The organism is Mesorhizobium sp. LNHC232B00, assembly GCF_000502435.1.
Taxonomy (GTDB): Bacteria; Pseudomonadota; Alphaproteobacteria; order Rhizobiales; family Rhizobiaceae; genus Mesorhizobium; species Mesorhizobium opportunistum.
In genome coordinates this window covers 24,524-49,234 of record NZ_AYWP01000020.1, presented here as the reverse complement: position 1 = coordinate 49,234, position 24,711 = coordinate 24,524, and the positions used below count along the sequence as shown (strand labels likewise).

The window sequence follows — 24,711 nt, the reverse complement described above, 5'->3', positions numbered from 1 at the left end:
CCCGCGAGTATCCAGCCCGCATGAGTATCCAGCCCCCATGAGTATCCCGTACGGCGCGCGACCGGACATCAGCATCGTCATCCCCGCAAGGAATGCGGCTGCGACGATCGACGCGACCCTGCGCAGCCTTGTGGCCGACAGAGACCTCATCGGTGAGATCCTTCTGGTCGACGATGGATCCAACGATCAGACCGCGGCTATCTCGATCCAAAGCGCCCGCGAATATGAATTGCCGCTGCAGGTCCTCAGCATGCGGCTTGGCAGCGCCGGCGCCGCCCGCAACGCCGGTATGGCGCGTGCCAAGGGCAAGTTCCTGTTCTTCCTCGATGCCGACGACGAGGTGATCGCGGGAGGCTTGGGGCTGTTGCGTGAGGCGCTTGTGAGCAATCCCGGAGCCGGCCTGTCGATCGGATCCAGCATTCGACGCACCGCGGGCCGGCCGGATAAGCTCAAGGCTCCACATGGATATACAAGCGATCGGGCCCTGAACGCCCGACGCTACCTCCTCAACGAGGCGTGGCCGATCGCCGTGGGAAGCGCATTGGTCGCAGCCGCGGCGACGGCCGCCATCAGCTTTCCCGAAACGGCTGGTCTCGATGAGGATACCTGCTATTGGGCAGCCCTGCTTGCACGCTTCGACGTGGCGACGACCCCCGCACCGGTGCTTCTCTATCACCATGACGAAGCGAGAATGGCGCGGCGATTCGTCCAGACCCCCCGGGCCACATTTCTCGCGATCGCACTGGAACTGGACAAGCTTGCCGGTTTAGGCATTGCTAAGGACATTCTGCAATGGAGGAAAGCCTGGATCGCGCAGCGGATTTCCAGACAGCTCCTCAAGCACAAGCGATACGGGGCTGCGATGCGCATGATGCGTGCCGTTCGCGCCCACAAGACCCTGGGCGGGAGTTGGAAGACATTGCAATATCATACCCGAATTCGTGCCGGGGCCATGGTGGAGCGGCCTGGCCATCGGTTGGATGCCAGGAGGGACAGGGAAAGACGCACGCTGATCGTGTCGTACGACCCGGCCTTTCCGCCAACTTCAGGTTCGGATCTGAGAAACTACCGCAATGCCGACGCAGCCGCCAGGTTCGGACCGGTGTGCCTGGTTTCGGTGAAGCCGAAGTTCGCGGGGAACGCGGCTGATCCATTGATCCGCGTCGAGGCCCTGTCGATCGAGGGTGAGCCCCGCACGGCCTCGGTCGGGTGGTGGCGCACCAGGGCGGAGAATCGCATACCGCGTTCCGCCCTGGCGCGGCTTGAGGCGCTCGCCCGTGAATTCCGCCCTGACACCATCATTGTCGAGGGCGTCGGCCTGTTCAAGCTGCTGCGGCCGCTGCGGCCGCTGGCGGCGCAGCTCATTCTCGACATGCACAATGTCGAGTCCGACCTTGCCGCACAGATCAGGCGTCTCAGTGCCAAGCGAACCGCGGCGGCATTCGGCGTCAGGTTCCTTGAAAGAAAAGCGCTGTCCCTTGTCGACAGGGTATGGGTCTGCTCGAACCTGGATCGCCAGAAGCTGATGAGGCTTTCCCGGCACAAGATTCCGATCCACGTGGTTCCGAACGGAATTCCGCAAGCCGGCGATGTTGCCACGCACCTGCCTGCCGAGCCGTCGACCGGCAACGGCTTTCCGGTGATCGTGTTCATCGGTCATCTCGCCTACCCGCCAAACGTCGATGCCGCACAGCGATTGGCCAGTGTCATATTTCCCCGTATCCGACACGCCCTGCCGGGTGCCAGGCTTGTCCTGGCTGGACGCACGCCGAGACCGGCCGTGCAGGCACTGGCCAGATTGCCTGGTGTGGAGCTCATCGAGGATCCCGCCGACGTGGCGCCACTCTTGTCCAGCGCGCATCTCACCGTAGTTCCGCTGACGGCGGGTGGCGGCACACGCATCAAGATCCTGGAAGCAATGGCCGCGGGCGTGCCGGTGATCGCCACGCCGATCGCGGCCGAGGGCCTGGACCTGGTCGAGAACGACGAGGTGCTGCTGGCTGACACCGACGAGACGCTTGCCGAGATGGCCATCGGACTCTGTCTCGACCCCGAACGCCGGGCGCGGCAACGCCTTCGCGCGCATCAGGCGGCATGGGCAAGGTTCGGCCTGCAAGCGATCCGCGACGCCGTCCGCGACGGGCTTGGACCAAACGGCCCCGCCGCATGATTCCAGCAATCCTGCACCAGACGTGGAAGACCGACCGTGTCCCCGCGCGCTTCCAGGCGTATGCCGACAGCTGGAAGCGGCACAATCCACACTGGACGGTGATGTTCTGGAGCGACCGGATGTTGCTCGACTTCGTTGCCGAGCACTACCCGGCTTTCCTGCCGGTGTTCTGCACGTACCCGCACGGCGTGGAGCGGTCGGATGCGGCCCGCTACATGCTTCTGCATCATTTTGGCGGGGTCTACGCCGACATCGACTGCGAATGCGTCGCGCCCTTCGCTCCGGTCATGAACGAGACCCGGATCGTGCTGTGCAAGGAGCCGGCTTCGCATTCGGCCGTCCAGCTGGAATTCCGCGGCCTGCCCTATCTCCTGTTCAACGGGACGATGGCGAGCCCGCCCCGTCATCCTTTCTGGCTGCATGTCTTGTCGATGATGCCCGGGCTCGCCGGCGCCAAGGACGTGCTCGACGCCACCGGCCCTTGCCTGCTGACCTCCGCCCAGCGCAATTACGGCGATCAGGCGGCCTTCGCCATTCATCCCTCCGGCCTGTTCACGCCGGTGACGTCGGCCGGCAGCGCCGAGCGCGAGGCCGACGACGACACGACAGCGCTTTCGATCCATCACTGGGCCGGCACCTGGTGGATCCCTGAGCCGCCGCCGAAATGGACCACCAAGCTTCGCAATCGAGCCTACCGGCTTTGGTATCAGCTGACGCGTGGCGCGTATCTCGATGAGGCCGTGGCGAAAGCGGGCGTCGACAAAGCGGTCCTGTCGGCGCTGCCGCCTTCAGGCAAAAATGTCGCCGTACTGGTGCCGCTTCGCGACGCCGCCGACCTCATCCAGCCATTTCTCGATGCGCTGGAGGGGCTCGACTACCCGAAGGAGAGGATCAAGCTGGTTTTCTGTGAGGGTGACAGCCTGGACGGGAGCTGGGAGCGGCTGCAGGCCGCGACGGCGGGATTAGCCGGCAAATATCGTGACATCGTCCTGCTGCAAAGGCGGGTCGGCACCAGCCTCGACCGGGCAAAACGGGCAAAGCCCAGAATGCAACGCGTCAGGCGGGGCGCGATCGCCAAGGTGCGAAATTACCTGATCGATCACGGGCTGAGCAAGGACGACGACTGGGCACTGTGGATCGACATCGACGTCTGGCGCTTTCCCGGCGATGCCCTCAACCGGCTGATCGCCACGGGACATCGCATCGCGGTGCCCAACTGCGTGAAGGTCGCCGGCGGCGGCAGTTTCGACCTCAACAGCTTCATCATAAGGCGGCAGACAAGGGATTATCGCTACTACCGCGATATCCGTGGCGGTCTCCACCAGCCTCCCGCGCAAACACCAAACCGGTATCATCTCAGCGATGTCAGGCATCTCGACATCATCGGCCTCGATGCGGTCGGCGGAACCATGCTCCTGGTCGATGCCGCCTTGCACCGCAGCGGCCTTCGCTTCCCCGAAATTCCCTACCGCGACCTGATCGAAACCGAAGCTTTTGGCGTGCTCGCCAACGATCTCGGCATTAGGCCGGTCGGCCTGCCTAAGCTGGAAATACTGCACGTGCCGTGGTGAGCCGGCAGCCGCCGAAGTTTCTTCCCTAAGGGTTCCAGATCGGCGATGGCCGCAGATGTCGCCAAGGCGTCAGTCATGCAACTCGCGCGATATCGGCGGACCGACAGAGTAGCCGGAGAATGTGACCTCGAAACCCTCGCGCTGCGGCGAACAGCACATCATGCCGACATCGACCGTCTTCGACACCGGGAAATAGGCGAGCCGCACCGGCTTCCAGTGACCGTCCGAAGCATCGAGATACTGGACGCGGATCGCCTCGGCGTGGCGGGTCAGGCGGATCCTGACGCCGCCCGGACCGGCCTGAATGGCCACCAGCGACCAGTCCGACGCGTCGTTGGTGACGACGACCGAGACATAGGCGAGGCCGTCCGTGTATTCGATGCCGGCCTTGATCCAGTGCGTTTCGCTCAGCCGGAGCATCAGCCCCGCCTGGTCGTAGAGCACCTTGTAGTCGCCCTTGACGGTGACTTCGGCGGTGAAATCGCCCTCGACCGGCCGATGCAGGAAATGGCCGTTGTCACGCCAGAAACCGTAGAAGGTCTCACGCCAGAAATCGGTCTCCTTGCCGGTGCGTGCATGGACGGTATCGCCGTCGATGGCGTGGTGCGGCGGCGGGTTGAGCCAGGTCAGGTCCTGCAATGCCATGGCGACGCGCCGATCCGTTTCTTGAGCTGCGTGACCGCTCGCCGGCCCGACCGGCCGGCGCCGACCACCTCGCGCCCGATCAGCCTGCAAACGTGTAGGCGGTCTTCACCGTGGTGTAGAACTCCATGGCATAGCGGCCCTGTTCGCGCGGGCCGAAACTCGAGCCCTTGCGGCCGCCGAAGGGAACGTGGAAGTCGACGCCCGCCGTCGGCAGATTGACCATCACCATGCCGGCTTCGGAGTTGCGCTTGAAGTGGGTGGCGTGCTTCAGGCTCGACGTGCAGATGCCCGACGTCAACCCGAAAGGCGTGTCGTTGGCGACGGCAAGCGCCTCGTCATAATCCTTGACGCGGATGACGCTGGCGACAGGGCCAAAGATCTCCTCGCGCGAAGAGCGCATGGCATTGGTGGCCTCGGTCAGCAGCGCCGGGCGCAGGAAGAAGCCCGGCGTCTTGCGGTCGAGCCGTTCGCCGCCGAAGGCGAGGGTCGCGCCTTCCCTGACACCGATGGCGATGTAGTCCTCGTCCTGCTTCAGCTGAGTGGCGTCGACGACGGGGCCGATCTGGGTCTGCGCGTCGAGCGCATCGCCGATGACCAGCTTGCCCATGCGGTCCTTGAGTGCGTCGACGAAACGATCGTGGATGGCGTCGGTCACGATCAGCCTGGACGAGGCCGTGCAGCGCTGGCCGGTCGAGAAGAAGGCGCCGTTGAGCGCGCAATCGACGGCGACCGCGAGATCGGCATCGTCGAGCACGACCAGCGGGTTCTTGCCGCCCATTTCGAGCTGGAACTTACGCATGTGCTCGACGCTGGCGGCGGCGACGCGTTTTCCCGTGCCGACCGAGCCGGTGAAGGTGATGGCGTTGACATCGGGGCTGTCGAGCATGGCCTGGCCGACCACCGAGCCCTTGCCCATGACGAGGTTGAGCACGCCCTTGGGCAGGCCGGCGCGATGCAGGATGTCGACGATGGACCAGGCGCTTTCGGGAACGAGTTCCGCCGGCTTGAAGACGATGGTGTTGCCGTGGGCCAAAGCGGGCGCGATCTTCCAGGCCGGAATGGCGATCGGGAAATTCCAAGGCGTGATGATGCCGACCACGCCGACCGCTTCGCGGGTGATCTCGACGCCGACGCCCGGGCGCACGCTTGGCACCATTTCTCCGGACAGGCGCAATGTCTCGCCGGCGAAGAAATCGAATATCTGGGCGGCGCGAATGGTCTCGCCAATGCCTTCGGCCAGCGTCTTGCCCTCCTCGCGCGCCAGATTGCGGCCGATCTCGTCCTTGCGGGCCATGATCTCGTCCGCGGTCTTCTTCAGCACCGCATGGCGTGCCAGCGGACCGGAACGGGACCATGCCGGAAACGCCGCCTTGGCCGCGGCGATTGCCTGGCCGGCCTGTTCGACGCCAGCCGAGGCATATTCGCCGACCACATCGCCGGTATCCGAGGGGTTGATGTTGCGGGAGCCGGCGTCGCCGACCCACTCGCCATCGATGAGGTTCTTGCGAAATACGTTCATGATCTTGCCTTCCTTGCCTTGGCTGCTGGCTTGGCTGCTGGCCGCGCGGCGGCATCCGTCTGAATTGGTATTTGCCAGACAATTGCCTTGCGGGAAAGCACGCACTGGCCGATGCGCCGCGACAAAAATCCTCAGGCTTGCCTGCGCCGATGGTGTGGCGCTTTTTCGACAACGACCCGGCTAACATCCGCGGGGCGCCATCCGGGCCAAGACGAATCGGCCCTGTACAGAAGTGTCCACGATCTTGATTTGCCCGATGCGGCGTGTCATGCGTCGTGCCGATGGCGGCACTCGAAACGACGATCCAGCGCACCGGCGCCACCGGCAACGTCAAGGCCACTCGTGAAGACTGGCTGAAGCTTGCGCTTGAAACACTGATCTCTGATGGTGTCGAGCGGGTCCGCGTGCTGACGCTGGGCCAGCAGCTCGACGTCTCGCGCTCGAGCTTCTACTGGTATTTCAAGAGCCGGCAGGATCTGCTCGACCAACTGCTGGATCATTGGCGGCAGACCAACACGAAATTCATCGTCGAGCGCGCCAGGCGACCTTCCGCCACCGTGGTCCGCGGGGTGATGAGCATCTTCGAATGCTGGGTCGACGAAAGGCTTTTCGATCCCCGGCTGGATTTCGCGATCCGGGCCTGGGCGCGCCGTTCGCCGGCAATCCGGCGCGCGCTCGACGAAGCCGACGAGGAACGCGTCAACGCCATCCGCGACATGTTCATGCGCCATGGTTATGACGAGGAGGACGCATTCGTTCGTGCCCGCATCCTCTACTTCATGCAGATCGGCTATTACTCGCTCGAACTCGACGAGCCGATGAGCAGCCGTTTGCCTCACGTCGCTTCGTACCTCCGCAGCTTTACCGGCCAGGAACCCACGACCAAGGACGTCGAGGATTTCTCGCGCTATGTGGTGGAGACGATGGCACGCAAAGGTTAGCACCAGCCGTCGTGCGATACCGAACTAGACATATATGTACAATGCCACTACGCTTCCCTGAGAAATCAGGCTTGTCCGCCGCACCATGACCAGACGCTATTCCGCGTTATCGCTCTTCAAGGAAGGTCTGGCTGGGCAGATCGGCTGGAAGCAGGCCTGGCGCTCGCCCGAGCCGAAGCCGGCCTATGATGCGATCGTCATCGGCGGCGGCGGACACGGGCTGGCGACAGCCTATTACCTGGCCAAGAACCACAACGTCGCCCGAGTGGCCGTGCTGGAAAAAAGCTGGATCGGCGGCGGCAACACCGGTCGAAGCAAGCTGCGTATCCATGTCGACCGCGGTCTTGCCGCCTATCTCTGGACGTGGATGGAGCAGGCCACGTCGCGGCCGGAAGCTAGAGCATGAACGACCAGAACAGGCAGGCCAGCATCGCGGCGGCGAAGACCACGAAGAACAGGCTGCGCAGCAGCACGTTGCGGCGCAGCTCGTTCATGACGAAGTGACAGCCGATGACGACCACGGCAAACAGGAACCGCCAGTTCAATAATGCCAGCAGGGCGCTGCCCTGGCCGAAGGCCCATCTTGCAAGAAGGCCGCCGACAATGGTGGCAAGCAGCACGATCACTGTCCAGAAGATCGCGTCGGCGGCATGGGTCAGCACGATGCTGGCCGCACGGATCGGCAGGATCATCATCAGCAGCGCGGTGAAGAAGTAGACGGCGGCCAGCGGAATGAACGTCCCGGCATCGGCAATGCCGTCGAGATGCCTGACGCCGATCGCCCCATAGGGATAGCCGTGCCTGGCCACAGCTAGGCTCAACGCCATGAGCAAGGCGGTCAGCACAGCGACCAGCGCGAAGGATATGAGGGCTTTGCTCATGATGTTCCTGTCCCAGACGAATCAGACAGGAACGTTGTAGCCGGCGGTCGTAAACTGCGGGTAAGCGAGCTTACCCGGGACGCCGATTTCGACCTCTGCGCAAGCCGATGACGAGCGGCTATTCGGCGGCGACCCTGCCCGCCGAGCGGTTCGCCAGCACGAAGCCGATCTCGTCCACGGCCTGCGCGGCGCGCTTCAGGATCGCCTCGGAGCGCAGCACGCCNTCGCCAGCACGAAGCCGATCTCGTCCACGGCCTGCGCGGCGCGCTTCAGGATCGCCTCGGAGCGCAGCACGCCGTCGGTGAAATCCTTGTCGGTGGCGTATACGGCGGTCGGCAGGGTGAAGGCCTCGAAGAAGCCGAACAGCGGCCGCAGCTGGTGTTCGACGATCAAGGCGTGGCGCTCGCCGCCGCCGGTCGCGGTCAGAAGGATGGGCTTGCCGCGCAACGCGGCCGGATCGATGAGGTCGAAGAAGTGCTTGAACAGGCCGGTATAGCTGCCCTTGTAGGTCGGCGAACCGACCACCAGCACATCCGCGGAGAGGATCTGGGCCAGGATCGGTTGCGCCTGGCTGTCGAGGTCGCGTGCCCACCTTGCCGTGCCCAGCGATGGGCCGACATCCTCGATGTCATAGGTGCTGGCCGACAGGCCGTGGCGCGCGGCAATGTCCCTGGTGACGAAATCGACGAAGGCACGTGTCTTCGACGGCCGGGTGATGTTGCCGGAAAAGCCGACGACTGTTGGATTTGACATGGCGGTGGGCCTCTTGATGGTCGAAGTTTTTACTAAAGCGAGCTTTCGCCCGCCGATGGAAATCAGCTCCAGGCGTGCAGAGGCGGACTTTCGCCGTTGAGAAAATATTTGCCGAGGATCGAATATTTCCAGCGCACCGGATCGTGCAGCGTGTGCGTGCGGGCGTTGCGCCAATGCCGGTCGAGATTGTGCTCGGCCAGGGTCGAGCGCGTGCCCGCCAGCTCGAACAGCTTGTTCGTCGCGGCGATGGCGATCTCGGTCGACAGGATCTTGGCCTCGGCGGTGACGATCTGCGCATGCGCGACCGTCTCGGCGGTCGGCTCGATCACGGCCCGGTCGATTGCATGGCCGGCCTTTTCGAGCAGCGCCTGTGCCGCGTGCAGACGCAGCGTCAGATCGCCGATCGCCTGGATGGTGTAGGGATCGTCCCAGGCATTGTCGACGCCGCTGTCGATCCAGGCGCGGCTCCTGGTCCTGACGAAGTGAACCGTCTCGCCGATCGCCGCCTGGGCGATGCCGGTGTCCACCGCGACCTGGATGATCTGGAAGATGGCGCCGTCGGCGGTCGGCTTGTCGTAGCCCTTGTAGCCGGGCACCAGATGCGTTTTCGGCACCTTTACGTTGTCGATGATGACGGTGCCGGAAAGCGTCGTGCGCTGGCCGAAGCTCGACCAGTCATCGATGACCGTCAGGCCGGGCGCACCACGGTCGGCGATCGCATACCAGGCGCGGCCCTCGTCATCGAGCGCCACGATCGGCACCAGATGCGCAAGCAGCGCGCCGGAGGAATAGAATTTGCGGCCATTGACGACGACATGGTCGCCGGCATCGGTAAAGCGGGTCTCGAAATCGGCAGCACGCTTGGAACCGAACTCCGAGAAGGCGTTGCCGAACCGCGTGCCTTTCAACGCCTCACCGAAGAGCCGTTTCTGCTGTTCGGCGTCCGACACGGTGCGGATGGCGGCAATGACACCGAGATGGTTTTGAGCCACCTGGCCGATGGAGGAATCCGCCGCCGAGATGATCTCGATCACCTTGGCCAAGGTCGCGTAGGATACTTCCGGCCCGCCGAATGCCCTGGGCACATTGATGGACCACAGGCCGCTTTGCGAGAAGGCGTCGAGTTCGGCAACCGGCCAGATCCGCTCGCGGTCACGCCTCGACGACTCCTTGGCGAATTCGGCGGCGAGCGCGTGGGCGATGGCGATGGCTTCGGCGTCATCCTTGATGATGTGGGCCGGCGCCGACGGCCTTGCGACGGGCGGCACGGCGGCGGAGGCATGGTCTGTCTTGACGGTCGAGACGGTCATTTCACTGCTCCTTCGAATTTCGTTTCAGGCGACGGCATGGAGATGGGCTGGTTTGGCAGCCGGTGACGGCTGTTGCCCGGGGGTCGATTGACCGAGATAGAAGGCGCGCACATCCTCGCGCTGGCGAAGCTCTGCAGCCGGGCCGGAGAGGACGGAGACACCGTTTTCGAGCACCGTGGCGTGGTCGGCATATCTCAGCGCGACCGCGGAATTCTGCTCGGCCACCAGGATCGACAGGCCGGTCTCGCGATTGAGTTTTCTCAGGGTCTGGAAAATGTCCTGGACGATGAGCGGGGCAAGCCCCATCGACGGTTCGTCGAGGACCAGCAGGCGCGGCCGCGACATCAGCGCCCGGCCAATCGCGGTCATCTGCTGCTCGCCGCCGGAGGTCAGTCCGGACAGTGTCCGGCGCTTTTCCCTGAGGCGGGGGAAATAGCCGTAGATGCGTTCGAGGTCGACGTTGATTTCGGCGCGACGACCGCTGCGGCCGATGCCGCCGGCAACCAGGTTTTCCTCGACGGTGAGGCTCTTGAAGCAGTGGCGGCCTTCGAGCACCGGCACCAGGCCGGCGCGCACCAGATCTCCCGGCTTGCGGCGCGAGACATCCGAACCGTCATAGCGGATGGTGCCGGCGTTGACCTGGCCGCGCTCGGCCGGCAGCAGGTTCGAGACCGCCTTCAGCGTGGTGGTCTTGCCAGCACCATTGGCGCCGAGCAGCGCCCGGATCTCGCCGCGCCTGATCTCGAAGCTGACGCCGTGCAGCGCCGTGACGGCGTGGTTGTAGGTCGCGTGGACCGCATTCACGGCAAGAATGACGTCATTGTCCGGCATGGGCTCTTCTTCCCTGGTCCGCAGAGCGAAAGCGGCCGGCGCCACGGAAACCCGTCCGCGGCGCCCGGCACTGGCTGATCAGTTGGTGGTCACGGCATTGGCATCATCGGCGGTGCGCAGCTTGATACCCTTCTCGGCGGCATAGGCCTCGGCCGACTTCTCGATGATGGGCCGCAGCAGCGCCCAGTCCGGCGCGATCCAGTCGGAGACCACGTTCCATTTCTTGCCGTCCCACTGCTGGAAGGTCACGTAGCCCTCACCTTCATGATTGTCCCAGCTGACATTGATCGAATGGAACAGATCCTTGGCGCCGAGCGCCTCGACCTTGGCCGGATCGAGCTTGAGATGTTCGAAGCCCCAGCGGACCTCGTCGCCGGTCAGCGTGCGGTGGCCGAACTTCTCCTGCGCGACGCGGATCGCCTCGACATTCAGTATGCCGTTGACGATGCCGAGATTGTGGTAGACCGAGCCGATGCGCGACTTATCTTCAAGATTGCCCTTGCCTGCGTCGTAGACCGTCTTCACGATCTCCTGCACCACCGGGTAGCTGTTGCCGGAGGCCTGGGTGGTGATGGCGGTGTAGCCCTTGGCGGCGTCGCCGGCGGGGATGACATCCTCTTCCGAATTCGACCAGACATTGCCGACGATGTGGTCGACGGGATAGCCGACCTTGACCGCCGTCTTCAGCGCCACCGGGTTCATCACGCCCCAGCCGCGCAGGACGACGAAGTCCGGCTTGGCGCGGCGGATCGTCAGCCATTGCGACTGCTGCTCGTTGCCGGGATGCGGCACCTCGATCTGCTGGACGGTGAAGCCGTATTTCTGGGCCAGCAATTCATAGATCGGGATGGTCTCCTTGCCGTAGGGCGAGCCATGGTAGAGCACGACGATCTTCTTGCCCTTCAGCTTGTCGATGCCGCCCTCCTTGGAGGCGATGTAGTTCACGATCCCCGACGTCTCGCTGTAGGGATTAAGCAGCAGCGGGAAGACATAGGGGAAAACGCGCCCGTCGGTGGAATCGGTGCGGCCGTGGTTGACCGTGATCAGCGGCACCTTGTCGGCGGTGATGCGGTCGATCATGGCATAGGCGATGCCGACCGAGAGCGGGTTCCAGGCGGCGGCACCGGCATGGCTCTTCTGTCGCTCGTAGCATTCGACGCCGCGCTCGACCTCGTACTGGGTTTCGCATTCGTCCCAGGTCAGCTTGACGCCGTTGACGCCGCCGTCGCGGATGTTGATGAGGTTGAGATAGTCGATGAAGCCGCCGAAGAAGCCGGTGCCGCCAGCCGCGTAAGGCCCGACGCGATAGCTCTGCAGCGGGAAATATTGGTCGTCGGCGTGAGCTGATGGCAAGGCCACCGACACGATCATCGCGGCGGACAGCGCCGCCGCCTTGATTGTGCTGAGAAAATTCATGGGTTGGGTACTCCCGGTATGGCCGTCCTTGGTTCGGCCTCTGGTTCATTTCCAAATGCGATTGATGTCGATGATGGAGCTCAGCTCGTCTGCCAGGCGAACAGGAGCCGTCTTCGGAGCCTGTCCCACAGGGCCACCAGCCCGTCGGGTTCAAGGATCAGAAACAGGATGATGAGCGCGCCCAGCACGATGCGCTGGCTCATGTCGAGCACGCCGGAATCGAAGACATCGCCGAGCAGGAAGCCGCCGATGCGGGACAGCGCGAGCGGGAAGACCACGATGAGGGCGGCGCCGAAGAACGCGCCACGGATCGACGCCAGCCCGCCGATGATGATGATGAACAGGATCTGGAAGGATCGGTCGAGATCGAAGCCGTCCGGCTCGACGGTTCTGAGATAGGCGAAGGCCCAGACGACACCGGCAACACCGATGATGAAGGACGAGATGGCGAAGGCCAGAAGCTTGGTCCTCAACACCGGGATGCCGATGATGCGGGCGGCGGTTTCATTGTCGCGGATGGCGATGAAATTGCGCCCGGTCTGCGACGAGACCAGCCGGTGGGCAAAGAAGGTCAGCATGGCGACGATGGTCAGCGCAAACAGATAGCGGCCGACGGCGCCGTCGAGCGCGAAGCCTGAAATCGAAAGCCTTGGCGCGTCGATGACGCCCGATGCCGAATTGTTGGAGAACCAGCTGAACTTGGTCAGCGCCCATTGCACGAAGAACTGCGCGGCAAGCGTCGAGACGGCGAGATAGAAGCCCCTCAGCCGCAGGCTCGGCAGGCCGAAGACGATGCCGATCGCCGCGGCGGCGAGGCCGGCCAGAACAATGCTGCCGATCAACGGCAGGCCTTCGACGCGCAAGTTGAAATTATAGGCGGCGAAGGCGCCGGCCGCCATGAAGGCAGCACTGCCAAGCGACACCTGGCCGGCATAGCCGGTAAGAATGTTCAAGCCGACGCCGGCGAGGCTGAGCGCCAGGAACGGCAGCAGGATCGCTTCGAACAGATAGCTCGAGCCGATCAGCGGCACGACGCCATAGGCGAAGGCGAGCAGCAGGACAGGCGCGAGCCATTTCGGCAGCACCGGCGTGGACGGAAAATCGCTCGCTATCGCGGTCATCGCTCAGACCCTTTCGACGAGCTTCTGGCCGAACAGGCCGGAAGGGCGGATCAAGAGGAAGACGAGCGCGACGACATAGGCGAACCAGCNACCAGCTCTCGATGCCGCCGCCGAAATAGTCGCCGATATAGACCTCGGCGAGCTTTTCGCTGGCACCGATCAACAGCCCGCCGACGATGGCGCCGAGGATGGAATCGAAACCGCCGAGCACCAGCACAGGTAGCGCCTTGAGCACCACCAGCGACAGCGAGAACTGCACGCCGAGGCGGGCGCCCCAGAGCAGTCCCGCCACCAATGCGACCAGGCCGGCGGCCGCCCAGACGGTCGCCCAGATCAGCGGCAGCCGCAGACCAACCGCAAGCGCGGCGAACTGGTCGTCGGCGACGGCGCGGAACGAGAGGCCGATGCGGGTGTAGCGGAAGAACAGCGACAACAGCAGAACCATGCCGGCGGCAACCACTGCGGCGAAGATATCGAACTGGCTGATCAGCACGCCGCCGACTTCCAGCGGCACGTCCTCGATGCCGAGATCAAGGCCGTGGACTTGCGTGCCCCAGATCAATTGGGCGGCACCCTCGATGATGTAGGACAGGCCGAGCGTGGCCATGAACAAAGTGATCGGCGGCTTGTTGGTGAGCGGCCTGAGCACCGTGCGTTCGATGGCGATGCCGATCGCCACCATGATGGCGAAGGTGGCGACCAGGGCCAACGCGAACGGGATGCCGCGTTCGACGAGGCTAACGAAGGTGAGTGCCGCGAACAGGAGCAGCGCGCCCTGCGCGAAATTGAGCACGCCCGAGGTCTTGTAGATCAGCACGAAGCCGATCGCGACCAGCGAATACATGACGCCGGAGAGCAGGCCGCCGACGAGCACTTCGATGAAGAACTGATAATCGAAGTCGGCGATCATATGCCTGCCCCGTCCTCATTGTCGGAGGCGACGCCGAGATAGGCATCGATGACACGCTGGTCGTTCCTGACTTCGTCAGGCGTGCCGTCGGCGATCTTGCGGCCGTAGTCGAGAACGGCGATCCGATCGGACAGGCCCATGACGACGCCGACATCGTGTTCGATCAGAACGACGGTGGTGGCGAAACGATCGCGCGCGGCGCGGACGAAACCCGCCATCTCGCTTTTCTCGCCTGATGTCATGCCGGCCATCGGTTCGTCGAGCAGAAGCAGGCGCGGTTGCGCGACCAGTGCGCGGGCCAATTCGACGCGCTTCTGCAGCCCGTATGGCAGCGTGCCGACAAGGCGATCGCGAACGGCGGTGAGGTCGAGGAATTCGAGAACCTGGTCGGCGCGGCCGCGTGTTTCACGCTGCTCGCCGCGCGAGCGGCCAATGCCGAGCACCTGGCCGGCAAAATTGGAGCGGACCTTGTAGGCAAGGCCGGACGCGACATTGTCGAGGACGCTGAGGCCTTTGAACAAGGCCAGGTTCTGGAAGGTCCTGGCGACGCCGAGACGCGCCAGCCGCTGCGTCGGCACATGGGCATGGCTGACGCCGTCGAGCAGGACATGGCCGCGATCCGGCCGGTAGACGCCGCTGATGACGTTGATCAGCGAGCTCTTGCCGGCGCCGTTCGGCCCGATGATGGCGCGGATCTCGCCGGGTTGCACCGACAGGTCGATATCGGCCAATGCCACGACGCCGCCGAACGACAGGCCGATAGCTTTCAGTGAAAGCAGCGGAGAGTCGGCACCCGAAACGGACCCCGCCGGCTCGACGCGACCCGCGGACGGCAGCGCCGGCTGGAGCGCTGACGGCAAGCCGCGCGCGAAAATTTCCGGCGCGTAGACCGAAGCCTCCATCATTCCAAGGGCATAGCTGGCCAATGGCATTTCCAAGGTCCTCGATTGCGCCCTAGGCGCGCGAATTCTCGATGCCGCCCGAAGAGATCGAGCGCGCCTGAAAAACCTTTATCGTGCGTTGGCCGGAGCTTGTCCGGCCAGCTTGCGGGATGACTATTCTGCCGCCAGTGACGCTGCCTGTTCGGCGTCTTCCAGCTCGCGGACGAGCGGGATGACATGCTTGCCGAAATACTCGACCTCCTCCTGGAAATGCAGGAAGCCGAGCAGGATGAGATCGGCGCCGGCGCGCTTCAGGTCGACGATGCGCTCCGCGACCTGCCTCGGCGTGCCGATCAGGTTCGAGCGGAAGCCGTCATTGTACTGGACCAGATCGTCGAAGGAGGATTTCGCCCAATTGCCCTCGCCTTCCGGCGAGGCCTTGCCGGCATTCTTGACCTCGTGGCCAAAGGCATTGACCGCTTCGGGGTTGGCCTTGGCAATGATTTCGGCAAGCACCGCCTTGGCTTCATCCTCGGTTTCGCGGACGACGGCGAAGGCGTTGACGCCGACCTTGACCGAATGATTGCTGGCCTTCGCCTTGGTCCTGAGGTCATCGACCTGCTTGGCGATCTCGGCCGGCGTGTTGCCGTTGGTGAAGTACCAGTCAGAGACACGCGATGCCATGTCGCGCGCGGCGCGCGATGAGCCGCCTTGGAAGATTTCGGGCAGCGGCTGCGGCGGTTTCGGCTTCAGCGAATATTCGTTGAAGCGATAGAAATCGCCGCGGAAGGTGAAACTGTCTTCGGTCCATATTCCGCGCAGCGCGCGGATGAACTCCTCCGAGCGGCGATAGCGCTCGTCATGGTCGAGCCAGTGCTCGCCGATGGCGTGAAACTCGCCACGGAACCAGCCGGAGACGAGGTTGATGGCAACACGGCCATTGGTCAGATAGCTGATGGTGGCGATCTGCTTGGCTGCCAGCGCCGGATTCCACGGGCCGGGCAGGATCGCGGCGATGACCTTCAGCGTCGTGGTGGCTGCGAGCAGGTCATGGCTGAACGCTACCGATTCGTGCTGTTCGTCGGCGCCGTAGCCGGCGGTGAAACGAATCTGGCTGAGCGCATAGTCGAAGCCGGCCTTCTCGGCGATCTGCGCCAGCTTGCGATTGTATTCGGCCGAATGGTTGGTGCGCTGCTCGATGTTGGAGATCACCAGGCCGCCCGAAACATTGGGCACCCAATAAGCGAATTTGAGCGCGTCGGTGTCTGCGTGTGCCATGAACTGTCTCCCATTCAGGCGGTGTCGTTGATCGATCCGGCGGCGCCGGCCTTCTCTAATATTTATTATGTTTATGGAATTTATATACAAAGAAGCATTTTCCGTTTTTGGACCCTTTCTGGAACAGAAATACCAATTTGCCCGTCGAACCGGCTTCCGGCCGTCAGCGGGCCTCGGCAACGCTGTGCGCATCGACGCCGATCGTCTCGGCTGACGGGACCGTGTCCAGCAGCCTTGCGATCTCCCTGGCGACCGTCTGGGCATGACGGGCCACCTCAGGCAGGCCCATGAGCTCGCCAAACGTGCCCCTGGCCAGCGGGCCGGCAACGAAAAGCGTGGCGATCGCCCTGTCATCCCGGCCGATGGCGCGGCTATCGGGGCTGGTCTCGATACCCAGCCCGTATGCGTCAGCCCTGATCAGCCCGGCTTCGGCCAAGGAGCGCAGCGCCGGGTTGAGCCGAAGGGCTTGCCCATGCGCCGGGCCAGTCGTGTTGATGACCGCATCGAAGCGCACCGTCTCGATCCCTGTCTGTCCGCGCCGCTGGAAGCTGACCGCCGGGCCATCATCCTCATGGTTCGAGGCGACAAGCCTGGCGGCAACAGTTTCGTAGGTGCCGGCGGCCTGACGGCGATCCAGCACCGCCGCCACCTGCGGTGCGATCCTGAAGCGATGCACGTCCCAGAACACGCGCAACTGGCGGACCAGCCTTGCCCGCTCGCGCGGTGCAAGTGCTGCCCACAGCACCGGTCCCCGCAGCCGCAATTGGTCGAAGACCGACTGCCAGTTGACATTGGCGGCTCGCGCCGCCGCCAGCGTGGCGCGAATAGTCTTCAGCAGGCCAAGCGCCGTTGCGGCCGGCGATGACGCAAAGTCGCCGAAGGGCTCGCCCCTGACGTCAGGATGGCCGCGCGAGCGCAACCCGCGGCGCGACAACGCCAGGATGCGGCCGCGATGGCCGCGGCGATCGAGTTCGGCCACCATGTCGGCCGAGCTCAATCCGGAACCGACAATCAGCACCGATGCTTCCTGTCCGATATGGGCAAGAGCGGAAGCGGCGTATGGGTCGGCGACGAAACCCGGCGCTTCGGCCAGGGAGGCCAGCGCGGCCGGAATTCCAGGCGGCAGATGCGTCGCCGCCAGAACGACAATGTCGGCTGCGACCGGGCCGCCGGAAGTGTGCACGGACCAGCCAGCGCCATCCGCGTCACGGGTCACGCGCGTGGCAAGACCTTGGACATGACGGACCACGCCCGAACCGAGCCAGGGCGCCAGATGCTCGGCGACGTAGCGGCCGAACATGCGCCGGCGCGGATAGGCGTCGCCATTCTTCCAGATGGCGTCGGTATCGCGCTCGAGTTCGCCACTGCCGGTCAACCAGCGTGCGAAGTGCTGCGGATCGTCCGGAGCCATGCTCATCCTGATCGCCGGGACATTGACCCGATGCGCCGGCTCCGCGCCGGAATAGGCAAGGCCTCCGCCGAGCGCCGGGCGCGGCTCGATCACGGAAATCGACAGACGTTCGAACAAGGGCAATTGCGCCAGATGCCAGGCGACCGCAGCGCCGGAGAAGCCGCCGCCGATGATGGCGACGCGCAGCCGGCGGGATTGGGGCAGCGCGTTCACGAGGCGCTGGCGAGCGACTTCGGGCGGTGGTCGCCGGCAATGGTTTCGCCGAAGGGCCCGGTGTTGACGGATGAGCCGGCCGATTTGACCGGGTGATCGGTTGGCAGTTTCGGCAGCACCAGTTCGCCGAAACGATAGGCTTCTTCAAGATGCGGGTAGCCGGACAGGATGAAGGTGTCGATGCCGAGGCGCCGATATTCGTCGATCCGCTCGGCAATCGTGTCCGGGTCGCCGACAAGGGCGGTTCCGGCGCCGCCGCGCACCAGGCCGACGCCGGCCCACAGGTTGGGCGCGATCTCGAGCCTGTCGCGGCTGCCGCCATGCAGCGCGCTCATGCGCGCCTGGCCGACCGAATCCATGCGGGCAAACACCTTCTGCGCCGAAGCGATCGTCGCATCGTCGAGCCGGCTGATCAGGCTGTCCGCCGCGGCCCAGGCCTGCTCGGTCGTCTCGCGGGCAATGACATGCAGGCGAATGCCGAAGGAGAGCTTGCGGCCGGCCTTTTCGGCCAGTTCGCGCACGGCGTACAGCTTGCGCTCGATATCGGCCGGCGGTTCGCCCCAGGTCAGATATTTGTCGATCTCCTGCGCCGCCATCACGGAGCCGGCATCGGACGAGCCGCCGAAATAGAGCGGCGGATATGGCGTCTGCACCGGCGGGAACAGCAGGCGGCCATCCTCGATGCGGAAATGCTTGCCCTGATGCTCGACCGTCTCGCCGCTCAGCACGCGCTTGTAGATGCGCAGGAATTCCTGCGTCACCTCGTAGCGTTCGGCATGCGAGAGAAAGATGCCGTCGCCCTTGTTCTCCAGCGGATCGCCGCCGGTGACGACGTTGATCAGCAGGCGGCCGTTGGAGATGCGGTCGAGCGTGGCGGTCATGCGCGCGGCGAGCGTCGGCGACTGCAGGCCGGGCCGCACGGCGACGAGAAAACGCAGCCGCTCGGTAAGCGGCGCCAGCGCCGAGGCGATCACCCAGGAATCCTCGCAGGCCCGGCCGGTCGGCAACAGCACGCCGTAATAGCCCAGCGTGTCGGCGGCCTTGGCCACTTGCGTCAGATAGGGCAGGTCGACGGCCCTGCCGCCTTCCGTCGTGCCGAGGTAGCGGCTGTCGCCATGCGTCGGCAGAAACCAGAGCACCTTGATGCGGTCGGGGACATCGGCGGTCATGGCCTGCTTCCCACGCGCGGGCGACGGCGGCAGCCCGGCAATCGGCCAAGGCCCGCCGCGAAGGCTCGACGATGGCGAGACCAGTCTCATTGGGCCGCATCGCCGGCGCGCGATCATGTATCGGGACGGCGGTGCAGGCGCCGAACAGCCGCTTGCCGTAGCAGATCAAGTTCTCGATGCCCTGCATGACGAAAACCGCCGCCGGCCGGCATTTTGGCATACTCGACCTCGGCTACCGCTTCGTTTCCGGCGTGGAACGCCTCCCAGGCACGCACGGCATAGTCGACACAATCAGGCGCCAGGATCATGCCACGGCAGCCGATCCGAAAATTGTCGATCAGTTCCAGCCCGCCACGCCCGTTGAAAACGGGAAGCCGGTCCTCGGTGCGCTCGATCAAGCCGGCAATGTCGGTGACTGGCCCCTCGCCCTTGATCAGCCTGATGATGGCACGCATCCTGGTCAAGGAGCTCGAGCCCTACCGGTTGATGTTCATCGAGGAGCCGTGCTCAGCGAAAACCGCGAAGCGCTGAAGGAGATCGCCGCGCTTGGCTTGACCCCGATCGCGCTCGGCGAACGGCTCTACAGCCGCTGGGACTTCAAGTCGGTATTCGAGCAAGGCGTCGTCGACATCATCCAGCCTGACCTGTCGGACGCCGGCGGTATCACCGAATGCCGCAAGATCGCGGCGATGGCCGAGCCCTACGACGTGGCGGTGGCGCCGCGCTGCCCGCTGGGGCCGATCGCGCTCGCCGCCTGCCTGCAGCTCAACACGGTCAGCTACAGTTGCTTCATCCAGGAGCAGAGCCTCGGCATCCATTACGACGCCGGCAACGACCTGCTCGACTATGCCGCCAACAAGGACGTCTTTCGCTACGAGGACGGCTATGTCGCCATTCCCGACGGTCCGGGCCTGGGCGTCGAGATCGACGAAGAGTATGTCAAGGAGCGCGCCAAGGAAGGCCATCGCTGACGCAATCCGATCTGGCGCCACAAGGACGGCTCCTTCGCCGAGTGGTGAAGAGATAGATCGCCGGTCTCGGCAGGTCAGCTATTTCTTTGCAATCGCTAATTTAAGGCCTATGCTTGGGGATCGGCCGCCAGTTCTTCGGATGCGTCCGACAGTGAGAGGTGCGTGCTCTTGCCCGTATGGGAGAGAGCCTTGCCCCAATCCCTCTTTCGCAACCAGGTGCTGAAGGCCCTCTCCTCGCAGGACTTCGCGCTTTTGCGGCCATCGCTGCGTCACGTCGAACTGGACATCAAGGACCAGTTGGAGGTCGCGCATCAGCCGATCAAGAACGTATATTTTCCCGAGAGGGGCATCGCGTCGGTGGTCGCCACCATGACCGGCGGGCGGCAAAGTGAAGTCGGCATTATCGGCTATGACGGGATGACAGGAATTGCCGTCATTCTCGGACAGGAAAGCACTGCCAACGAGACCTATATCCAGGTCGCGGGCAATGGCTGGCGCCTGCCGGTTGAAAACCTTCGCCCTGCGATTGCGGAAAGCCCGTCGCTTCGCACGTCAGTGCTGGACTATGCCCACGCATTCCTTGTGCAATCGTCGCGAACGGCACTGGTCAATGGTCATTCGAAAATCGAGGAACGCCTGGCCCGTTGGCTGCTGATGATCCATGACCGCGCCGAAGGAGACAAGATCTACCTGACGCATGAATTTCTGGCGACCATGCTCGGCGCCCACCGTCCCGGGGTCACCACGGCCCTGCAAATGCTTGAATATCGAGGACTGGTGCACGCCAAGCGCGGCGAGATAACGATCGTCGACCGCGCCGGATTGATAAAGCTCACACACGGTGCTTACGGCGAGGAGGAGCAGCGCTATTTCGGCCTGGCCGCAGCCTGAAGCATGCCCAAAAGCATATGCAGTTTTGGGCGGTTCGCAGCGACTGTCCGCTATCGGACATAGGCTTGAAGGCGGTTGAATTCGTGCCATAAAGTCGGGTTGGTCAGGGTTTTCAGGGAGGAATTCTTCATGACCAATTCGTTTCGCACCATCACTGTTGAAAAAGCCGCCGAAGCCTATGTCCTTTCCAGGGGAAGGACCCGCTTTCTCTCCATCGCACAGGCGATCCTTGCCATCCGAACACTGATGCCGGCATGCAAGGCCACCGACCGCGAGTTGGAGGAATTGGTGGCGGCCGCATCCTTCGTTCATGGCGTGCCCGTCGCCTTCGACGCAAGAAGGGCCAAAGCACCACGGCTCCATTCGTAGGCCCGTTGATGTCCGCGCCCGTGGAGACGCCAACCTTGTCGGACGTCCGACTGGCGATCGTCCGGCACCTGATCGACAATGTCGAGAGCACGAGCATTTCGATATCCGAGGTGAACCGCGCCGTGAGGCGCGTGTTTCCGCTTTGCGAACTTACCGATTGGGAACTTGACGATCTCATTGCGCGAAGCGCGATCGGCGCTGGATTTGCGATCGATTTCGATGCGGGAGGATCCTGGCCGGATCGGAAACCGATCGGAAAATCAGCGGCCTAGAAGGTGACTGGTGGAGCCAATCGGAATCGAACCGACGACCTCTTGAATGCCATTCAAGCGCTCTCCCAACTGAGCTATGGCCCCACTTCCGGAGTCAACCGGCGCCGTTGCCGGCGAAGAGATCCGGCGCGGGTTGGAACACCGCGCCGTTAGTGCAGGCGGCTTCTAACCCCGCCTTTCCCAGATATCAAGCCTTGAGTTCCGGCTTTTTGTTCACAGGCCGAGAAAGCCTGCAAACACTTGCATTCCAGGCCGATCAGACCTCGTCGTCGTCGTCGCCGACGCCGATCATGTCGGCGACGTCGTCGTCTTCTTCCTCTTCGTCGGCAAGGAAGGTGTCATCCTCGTCGTCGCCCAGCTCGACATCCTCATCGTCGCCGAGATCGGGCAGATCGTCGCCCTTGGCGTCCTCGTCAGCCTCTTCGAGCGAGACGACTTCAACGCCCTCTTCGTCCTCGGCGTCCACTTCCTTCTCGGCCACTTCCTCTTCCTCTTCGAGGGCGGCGATCTTGCCTTCCTCGAAATAGGAACGCGGATAGGTCTTGCCCGTATAGGGCGAGACGATCGGGTCCTTGTTCAGGTCGTAGAATTTTCGACCCGTCTCAGGGTCGATACGCTTTGTGCCAAGTTCGTTTTTTGCCACGGCAAGCCTCGTCAATAAAAGAGTGGTCCCCTTAACCACAGTTTGGGGCGCTGTCAAAGCGAAAAGCCGGCGTCACAAAACCAAGTCCTGAAAGGCCTCGCGCCAAGTGACGGCCATGGGGATGACCATTTCGCCCCGCCGTGATACGAGACCGCCGCAACAAATGAAAAGCGCCGGCCCGCCGGCACTGCGTCCAGGGAAATTCCATGTCTCACGCCGCCGCTGCCAAGCCGGCCACCGCCCGCAAATCGTCAGCCCTTTCCGGCACCGCACGGGTGCCGGGAGACAAATCGATTTCGCACCGCTCCTTCATGTTCGGCGGCCTCGCCTCCGGTGAGACCCGCATCACCGGCCTGCTCGAAGGCGAGGACGTGATGCGCACCGGTGCGGCCATGAAGGCAATGGGCGCGCATATCGAAAAGCGCGGCACCGAGTGGGTGATCCGCGGCACCGGCAACGGCGCGCTGCTGCAGCCGGAAGGCCCGCTCGATTTCGGCAATGCGGGGACCGGCTCGCGACTGACCATGGGCCTCGTCGGCACCTATGACATGGAAACCACCTTCATCGGCGATGCCTCGCTGTCCGGCCGGCCGATGGGCCGCGTGCTTGAGCCGCTGCGCCAGATGGGCGTGCAGGTGTTGAAGGCGACGCCAGGCGACCGCATGCCGATCACGCTGCATGGACCCAAGCACGCCGCCCCGATCACCTACCGCGTGCCGATGGCCTCGGCGCAGGTGAAGTCGGCGGTGCTGCTCGCCGGCCTCAACACGCCCGGCATCACCACGGTGATCGAGCCGGTGATGACACGCGACCACACCGAAAAGATGCTGAAGGGGTTTGGCGCCAATCTGTCGGTCGAAACCGACGAGCGCGGCGTGCGCCACATCTTCATCGAAGGCCAAGGCAAGCTTAACGGCCAGACGATCGCGGTGCCGGGCGACCCGTCCTCGGCCGGCTTCCCGCTGGCGGCGGCACTGATCGTGCCGGGTTCCGACATCACAATCGAAAACGTACTGATGAACCCGACCCGCACCGGCCTTCTGCTGACGCTGCAGGAGATGGGCGGCAACATCGAAATCCTCAACCCGCGCAATGCCGGCGGCGAGGATGTCGCCGACCTGCGTGTGCGTTATTCCGAGCTCAAGGGCGTCACCGTGCCGCCCGAGCGGGCGCCGTCGATGATCGACGAGTATCCGGTGCTGGCGGTCGCGGCGAGCTTTGCCGAGGGCGAGACGCTGATGCAGGGGCTGGAGGAACTGCGGGTGAAGGAATCCGACCGGCTGTCGGCGGTGGCCAACGGGCTGAAGCTCAACGGCGTCGACTGCACCGAGGGCGAGGCTTCGCTCGCGGTACGCGGCAAGCCGGGCGGAAGGGGGCTGGGCGGCCATCCCAACGGGTTGGATACGACGGTGCAGACCCATCTCGATCACCGCATCGCCATGAGCTTCCTGGTGATGGGGCTGGCGACGGAAAAGCCGGTGACGATCGACGACCAGGCGATGATCGCGACGAGTTTCCCGGAATTCATGGGGCTGATGAAGGGGCTGGGCGCGGAAATAGGGTGACAGGTGATGCATCTAAGCCGAGTTGAAACGCCGGCGGGACAGCGCCCCCCTCTGTCCTGCCGGACATCTCCCCCTCAAGGGGGGAGATCAGTCGTCACAGCGGCTTTCGCCAATTTTCCACGCTGCAGGAAAAAGCGGGGCGCCGAAGCTTCTAATCTCCCCCCTAGAGGGGGAGATGTCCGGCAGGACAGAGGGGGGCGTGAAGGATCGCGGCGCTCAACCCTTTTGTTGACCCGCCAATGACACACGTCTTCACCATCGCCATCGATGGACCCGCTGGCGCCGGCAAGGGCACGCTCGCCCGGCGGCTGGCCGACCATTACCGGCTGAACCTGCTCGACACTGGTCTCACCTACCGCGCGGTGGCGCATGCGCTGCTGCGGCTCGGCCTGCCGCTTGACAATGTATCGGCGGCCGAAACCGCCGCGCGCCAGGTCGATCTGGCGACGCTCGACCGCGCGGTCTTGTCGGCGCATGCGGTCGGCGAAGCCGCCTCGAAAGTCGCGGTTTACCCGACCGTGCGGCGCATTCTGGTGGAAAAGCAGCGCGCGTTCGCCAAGACGCCGCCGGGCGCGGTGCTCGACGGGCGTGACATCGGCACCGTCGTCTGTCCCGACGCCGACATCAAACTCTATGTCACGGCAAGCGCCGAAGTACGCGCAAGGCGCCGGCTGGCGGAGATCGAGAGCATCGGCGGCACCGCCAATTTCACCGAAATCCTCGCCGACATCGAGCGCCGCGACGAGCGCGACATGGGCCGTGCCGACTCGCCCTTGAAGCCGGCCACCGACGCGCACTTGCTTGATACCAGCGAAATGGCTATAGAAGCCGCGTTTCTCGCGGCCATGACTGTCATCGACGACGTGCTGGCCAAGAGAAATAAAGCCTGATCCGGGTTTTCCCTCGTTTTCCGTTGCCGGAAGCGCAGAAAATACCCATATCGGGCACGAACCAGCCTGCCAGCATTCTTCATGCGCCGG

Annotated in this window: 22 protein-coding genes, 1 tRNA gene and 2 pseudogenes; 9 read left to right on the top strand and 16 right to left on the bottom strand. The window is 64.0% G+C overall.

Annotated features, from left to right (window positions below):
- The first annotated feature begins 37 nt into the window (after nucleotides 1–37).
- Together X743_RS0136640 and X743_RS147030 are read left to right on the top strand one after the other, a co-directional pair.
- The gene (locus tag X743_RS0136640) at nucleotides 38–2,170 is read left to right on the top strand and encodes a glycosyltransferase (protein WP_031258095.1); all 2,133 of its coding nucleotides are present in this window, start codon (nucleotides 38–40) and stop codon (nucleotides 2,168–2,170) included.
- Nucleotides 2,167–3,741 (top strand): glycosyltransferase, encoded by a 1,575-nt coding sequence (locus X743_RS147030; protein ID WP_023767493.1) that lies wholly within the window; start codon nucleotides 2,167–2,169, stop codon nucleotides 3,739–3,741. Before X743_RS0136640 ends, X743_RS147030 begins: the two co-directional genes overlap by 4 nt.
- 69 nt (nucleotides 3,742–3,810) lie before the next feature.
- On the opposite strand, the gene X743_RS147035 is transcribed toward X743_RS147030, so the two are convergent.
- Nucleotides 3,811–4,386 carry a DUF1349 domain-containing protein gene (locus X743_RS147035; RefSeq protein ID WP_023767492.1) on the bottom strand — a complete coding sequence of 192 codons (576 nt, stop codon included), beginning with the start codon at nucleotides 4,384–4,386 and terminating at the stop codon, nucleotides 3,811–3,813.
- 79 nt (nucleotides 4,387–4,465) lie between these two features.
- Complete coding sequence (locus tag X743_RS147040) at nucleotides 4,466–5,905, bottom strand: aldehyde dehydrogenase family protein (RefSeq protein ID WP_013891505.1); 1,440 nt, start codon at nucleotides 5,903–5,905, stop codon at nucleotides 4,466–4,468.
- A gap of 281 nt (nucleotides 5,906–6,186) precedes the next feature.
- On the opposite strand from X743_RS147040, the gene X743_RS147045 reads away from it, so the two are divergent.
- Both X743_RS147045 and X743_RS147050 read left to right on the top strand, forming a co-directional pair.
- Nucleotides 6,187–6,846, top strand: a complete 660-nt coding sequence (locus X743_RS147045) for a TetR/AcrR family transcriptional regulator (RefSeq protein ID WP_023767491.1) — start codon at nucleotides 6,187–6,189, stop codon at nucleotides 6,844–6,846.
- An 85-nt stretch (nucleotides 6,847–6,931) separates the two neighbouring features.
- Nucleotides 6,932–7,252, top strand: coding sequence for an FAD-dependent oxidoreductase (locus tag X743_RS147050; RefSeq protein ID WP_023767490.1), 321 nt, complete (start codon nucleotides 6,932–6,934; stop codon nucleotides 7,250–7,252).
- Here X743_RS147050 and X743_RS147055 read toward each other — a convergent pair.
- From X743_RS147055 to X743_RS1000000171055, 12 genes and pseudogenes are all read right to left on the bottom strand, one after another.
- Nucleotides 7,242–7,727, bottom strand: a complete 486-nt coding sequence (locus X743_RS147055) for a hypothetical protein (RefSeq protein ID WP_023767489.1) — start codon at nucleotides 7,725–7,727, stop codon at nucleotides 7,242–7,244. The genes X743_RS147050 and X743_RS147055 overlap by 11 nt on opposite strands.
- Nucleotides 7,728–7,922: 195 nt before the next feature.
- Complete coding sequence (gene msuE / locus X743_RS147060; RefSeq protein WP_023767487.1) at nucleotides 7,923–8,480, bottom strand: FMN reductase; 558 nt, start codon at nucleotides 8,478–8,480, stop codon at nucleotides 7,923–7,925.
- 62 nt (nucleotides 8,481–8,542) lie between these two features.
- The gene (locus tag X743_RS147065) at nucleotides 8,543–9,790 is read right to left on the bottom strand and encodes an SfnB family sulfur acquisition oxidoreductase (RefSeq protein ID WP_023767486.1); all 1,248 of its coding nucleotides are present in this window, start codon (nucleotides 9,788–9,790) and stop codon (nucleotides 8,543–8,545) included.
- Nucleotides 9,791–9,814: 24 nt separating this feature from the next.
- Nucleotides 9,815–10,621, bottom strand: coding sequence for an ABC transporter ATP-binding protein (locus X743_RS147070; RefSeq protein WP_023767485.1), 807 nt, complete (start codon nucleotides 10,619–10,621; stop codon nucleotides 9,815–9,817).
- A 78-nt stretch (nucleotides 10,622–10,699) separates the two neighbouring features.
- Complete coding sequence (locus X743_RS147075) at nucleotides 10,700–12,037, bottom strand: ABC transporter substrate-binding protein (protein WP_023767484.1); 1,338 nt, start codon at nucleotides 12,035–12,037, stop codon at nucleotides 10,700–10,702.
- A gap of 80 nt (nucleotides 12,038–12,117) precedes the next feature.
- Nucleotides 12,118–13,158, bottom strand: coding sequence for a branched-chain amino acid ABC transporter permease (locus X743_RS147080; protein WP_023767483.1), 1,041 nt, complete (start codon nucleotides 13,156–13,158; stop codon nucleotides 12,118–12,120).
- 3 nt (nucleotides 13,159–13,161) lie between these two features.
- Nucleotides 13,162–14,065 (bottom strand): annotated as a pseudogene (locus tag X743_RS01000000169295) (branched-chain amino acid ABC transporter permease).
- A complete protein-coding gene (locus X743_RS147085) occupies nucleotides 14,065–15,000 on the bottom strand; it encodes an ABC transporter ATP-binding protein (protein ID WP_023767482.1) in 936 nt (311 codons plus the stop codon). Before X743_RS147085 ends, X743_RS01000000169295 begins: the two are co-directional and overlap by 1 nt.
- Before the next feature lie 123 nt (nucleotides 15,001–15,123).
- A complete protein-coding gene (gene sfnG / locus X743_RS147090) occupies nucleotides 15,124–16,227 on the bottom strand; it encodes a dimethylsulfone monooxygenase SfnG (RefSeq protein ID WP_023767481.1) in 1,104 nt (367 codons plus the stop codon).
- Between the two features lie 163 nt (nucleotides 16,228–16,390).
- Nucleotides 16,391–17,851, bottom strand: coding sequence for an FAD/NAD(P)-binding protein (locus X743_RS147095; protein ID WP_023767480.1), 1,461 nt, complete (start codon nucleotides 17,849–17,851; stop codon nucleotides 16,391–16,393).
- A complete protein-coding gene (gene ssuD, locus X743_RS147100; protein WP_023767479.1) occupies nucleotides 17,848–19,020 on the bottom strand; it encodes an FMNH2-dependent alkanesulfonate monooxygenase in 1,173 nt (390 codons plus the stop codon). The genes X743_RS147095 and ssuD overlap by 4 nt, the downstream gene beginning before the upstream one ends.
- Nucleotides 19,021–19,133: 113 nt before the next feature.
- Nucleotides 19,134–19,484: a hypothetical protein gene (locus tag X743_RS1000000171055; protein ID WP_245264282.1), complete on the bottom strand. Its 351-nt coding sequence runs from the start codon at nucleotides 19,482–19,484 to the stop codon at nucleotides 19,134–19,136.
- Here X743_RS1000000171055 and X743_RS01000000169285 point away from each other — a divergent pair.
- The 3 genes and pseudogenes from X743_RS01000000169285 to X743_RS147110 form a co-directional block, all read left to right on the top strand.
- Nucleotides 19,465–19,991: pseudogene (locus X743_RS01000000169285) on the top strand (enolase C-terminal domain-like protein); the annotation flags it as partial. The gene X743_RS1000000171055 and the pseudogene X743_RS01000000169285 sit on opposite strands and share 20 nt — an antisense overlap.
- A gap of 216 nt (nucleotides 19,992–20,207) precedes the next feature.
- Nucleotides 20,208–20,882, top strand: coding sequence for a Crp/Fnr family transcriptional regulator (locus X743_RS147105; protein WP_348625905.1), 675 nt, complete (start codon nucleotides 20,208–20,210; stop codon nucleotides 20,880–20,882).
- A gap of 129 nt (nucleotides 20,883–21,011) precedes the next feature.
- A complete protein-coding gene (locus tag X743_RS147110) occupies nucleotides 21,012–21,251 on the top strand; it encodes a hypothetical protein (RefSeq protein ID WP_023767476.1) in 240 nt (79 codons plus the stop codon).
- A gap of 280 nt (nucleotides 21,252–21,531) precedes the next feature.
- Here the strand turns inward: X743_RS147110 and X743_RS147120 are convergent.
- Together X743_RS147120 and X743_RS147125 are read right to left on the bottom strand one after the other, a co-directional pair.
- Nucleotides 21,532–21,607, bottom strand: a tRNA-Ala gene (locus tag X743_RS147120).
- 172 nt (nucleotides 21,608–21,779) lie between these two features.
- Nucleotides 21,780–22,166 (bottom strand): TIGR02300 family protein, encoded by a 387-nt coding sequence (locus tag X743_RS147125; protein ID WP_023767474.1) that lies wholly within the window; start codon nucleotides 22,164–22,166, stop codon nucleotides 21,780–21,782.
- Nucleotides 22,167–22,372: 206 nt separating this feature from the next.
- Between X743_RS147125 and aroA the strand changes: the two genes are divergently transcribed.
- Entirely contained in the window at nucleotides 22,373–23,731 is a 1,359-nt protein-coding gene (aroA, locus tag X743_RS147130) for a 3-phosphoshikimate 1-carboxyvinyltransferase (protein ID WP_023767473.1), read from the top strand.
- 239 nt (nucleotides 23,732–23,970) lie between these two features.
- A complete protein-coding gene (gene cmk, locus X743_RS147135) occupies nucleotides 23,971–24,621 on the top strand; it encodes a (d)CMP kinase (protein ID WP_023767472.1) in 651 nt (216 codons plus the stop codon).
- Nucleotides 24,622–24,711 lie beyond the last annotated feature (90 nt).

Bases quoted from the DNA above. Each gene is read 5' to 3' on its own strand.
- X743_RS147110 (WP_023767476.1), top strand. From the start codon at position 21,012: ATGACCAATTCGTTTCGCACCATCACTGTTGAAAAAGCCGCCGAAGCC.
- ssuD (WP_023767479.1), bottom strand. From the start codon at position 19,020: ATGACCGCCGATGTCCCCGACCGCATCAAGGTGCTCTGGTTTCTGCCG.
- X743_RS147080 (WP_023767483.1), bottom strand. From the start codon at position 13,158: ATGACCGCGATAGCGAGCGATTTTCCGTCCACGCCGGTGCTGCCGAAA.
- cmk (WP_023767472.1), top strand. From the start codon at position 23,971: ATGACACACGTCTTCACCATCGCCATCGATGGACCCGCTGGCGCCGGC.
- X743_RS147075 (WP_023767484.1), bottom strand. From the start codon at position 12,037: ATGAATTTTCTCAGCACAATCAAGGCGGCGGCGCTGTCCGCCGCGATG.
- X743_RS147030 (WP_023767493.1), top strand. From the start codon at position 2,167: ATGATTCCAGCAATCCTGCACCAGACGTGGAAGACCGACCGTGTCCCC.
- X743_RS147040 (WP_013891505.1), bottom strand. From the start codon at position 5,905: ATGAACGTATTTCGCAAGAACCTCATCGATGGCGAGTGGGTCGGCGAC.
- X743_RS147055 (WP_023767489.1), bottom strand. From the start codon at position 7,727: ATGAGCAAAGCCCTCATATCCTTCGCGCTGGTCGCTGTGCTGACCGCC.
- X743_RS147070 (WP_023767485.1), bottom strand. From the start codon at position 10,621: ATGCCGGACAATGACGTCATTCTTGCCGTGAATGCGGTCCACGCGACC.
- X743_RS147050 (WP_023767490.1), top strand. From the start codon at position 6,932: ATGACCAGACGCTATTCCGCGTTATCGCTCTTCAAGGAAGGTCTGGCT.
- X743_RS147085 (WP_023767482.1), bottom strand. From the start codon at position 15,000: ATGCCATTGGCCAGCTATGCCCTTGGAATGATGGAGGCTTCGGTCTAC.
- X743_RS147035 (WP_023767492.1), bottom strand. From the start codon at position 4,386: ATGGCATTGCAGGACCTGACCTGGCTCAACCCGCCGCCGCACCACGCC.
- sfnG (WP_023767481.1), bottom strand. From the start codon at position 16,227: ATGGCACACGCAGACACCGACGCGCTCAAATTCGCTTATTGGGTGCCC.
- X743_RS0136640 (WP_031258095.1), top strand. From the start codon at position 38: ATGAGTATCCCGTACGGCGCGCGACCGGACATCAGCATCGTCATCCCC.
- X743_RS147065 (WP_023767486.1), bottom strand. From the start codon at position 9,790: ATGACCGTCTCGACCGTCAAGACAGACCATGCCTCCGCCGCCGTGCCG.
- aroA (WP_023767473.1), top strand. From the start codon at position 22,373: ATGTCTCACGCCGCCGCTGCCAAGCCGGCCACCGCCCGCAAATCGTCA.
- X743_RS147045 (WP_023767491.1), top strand. From the start codon at position 6,187: ATGGCGGCACTCGAAACGACGATCCAGCGCACCGGCGCCACCGGCAAC.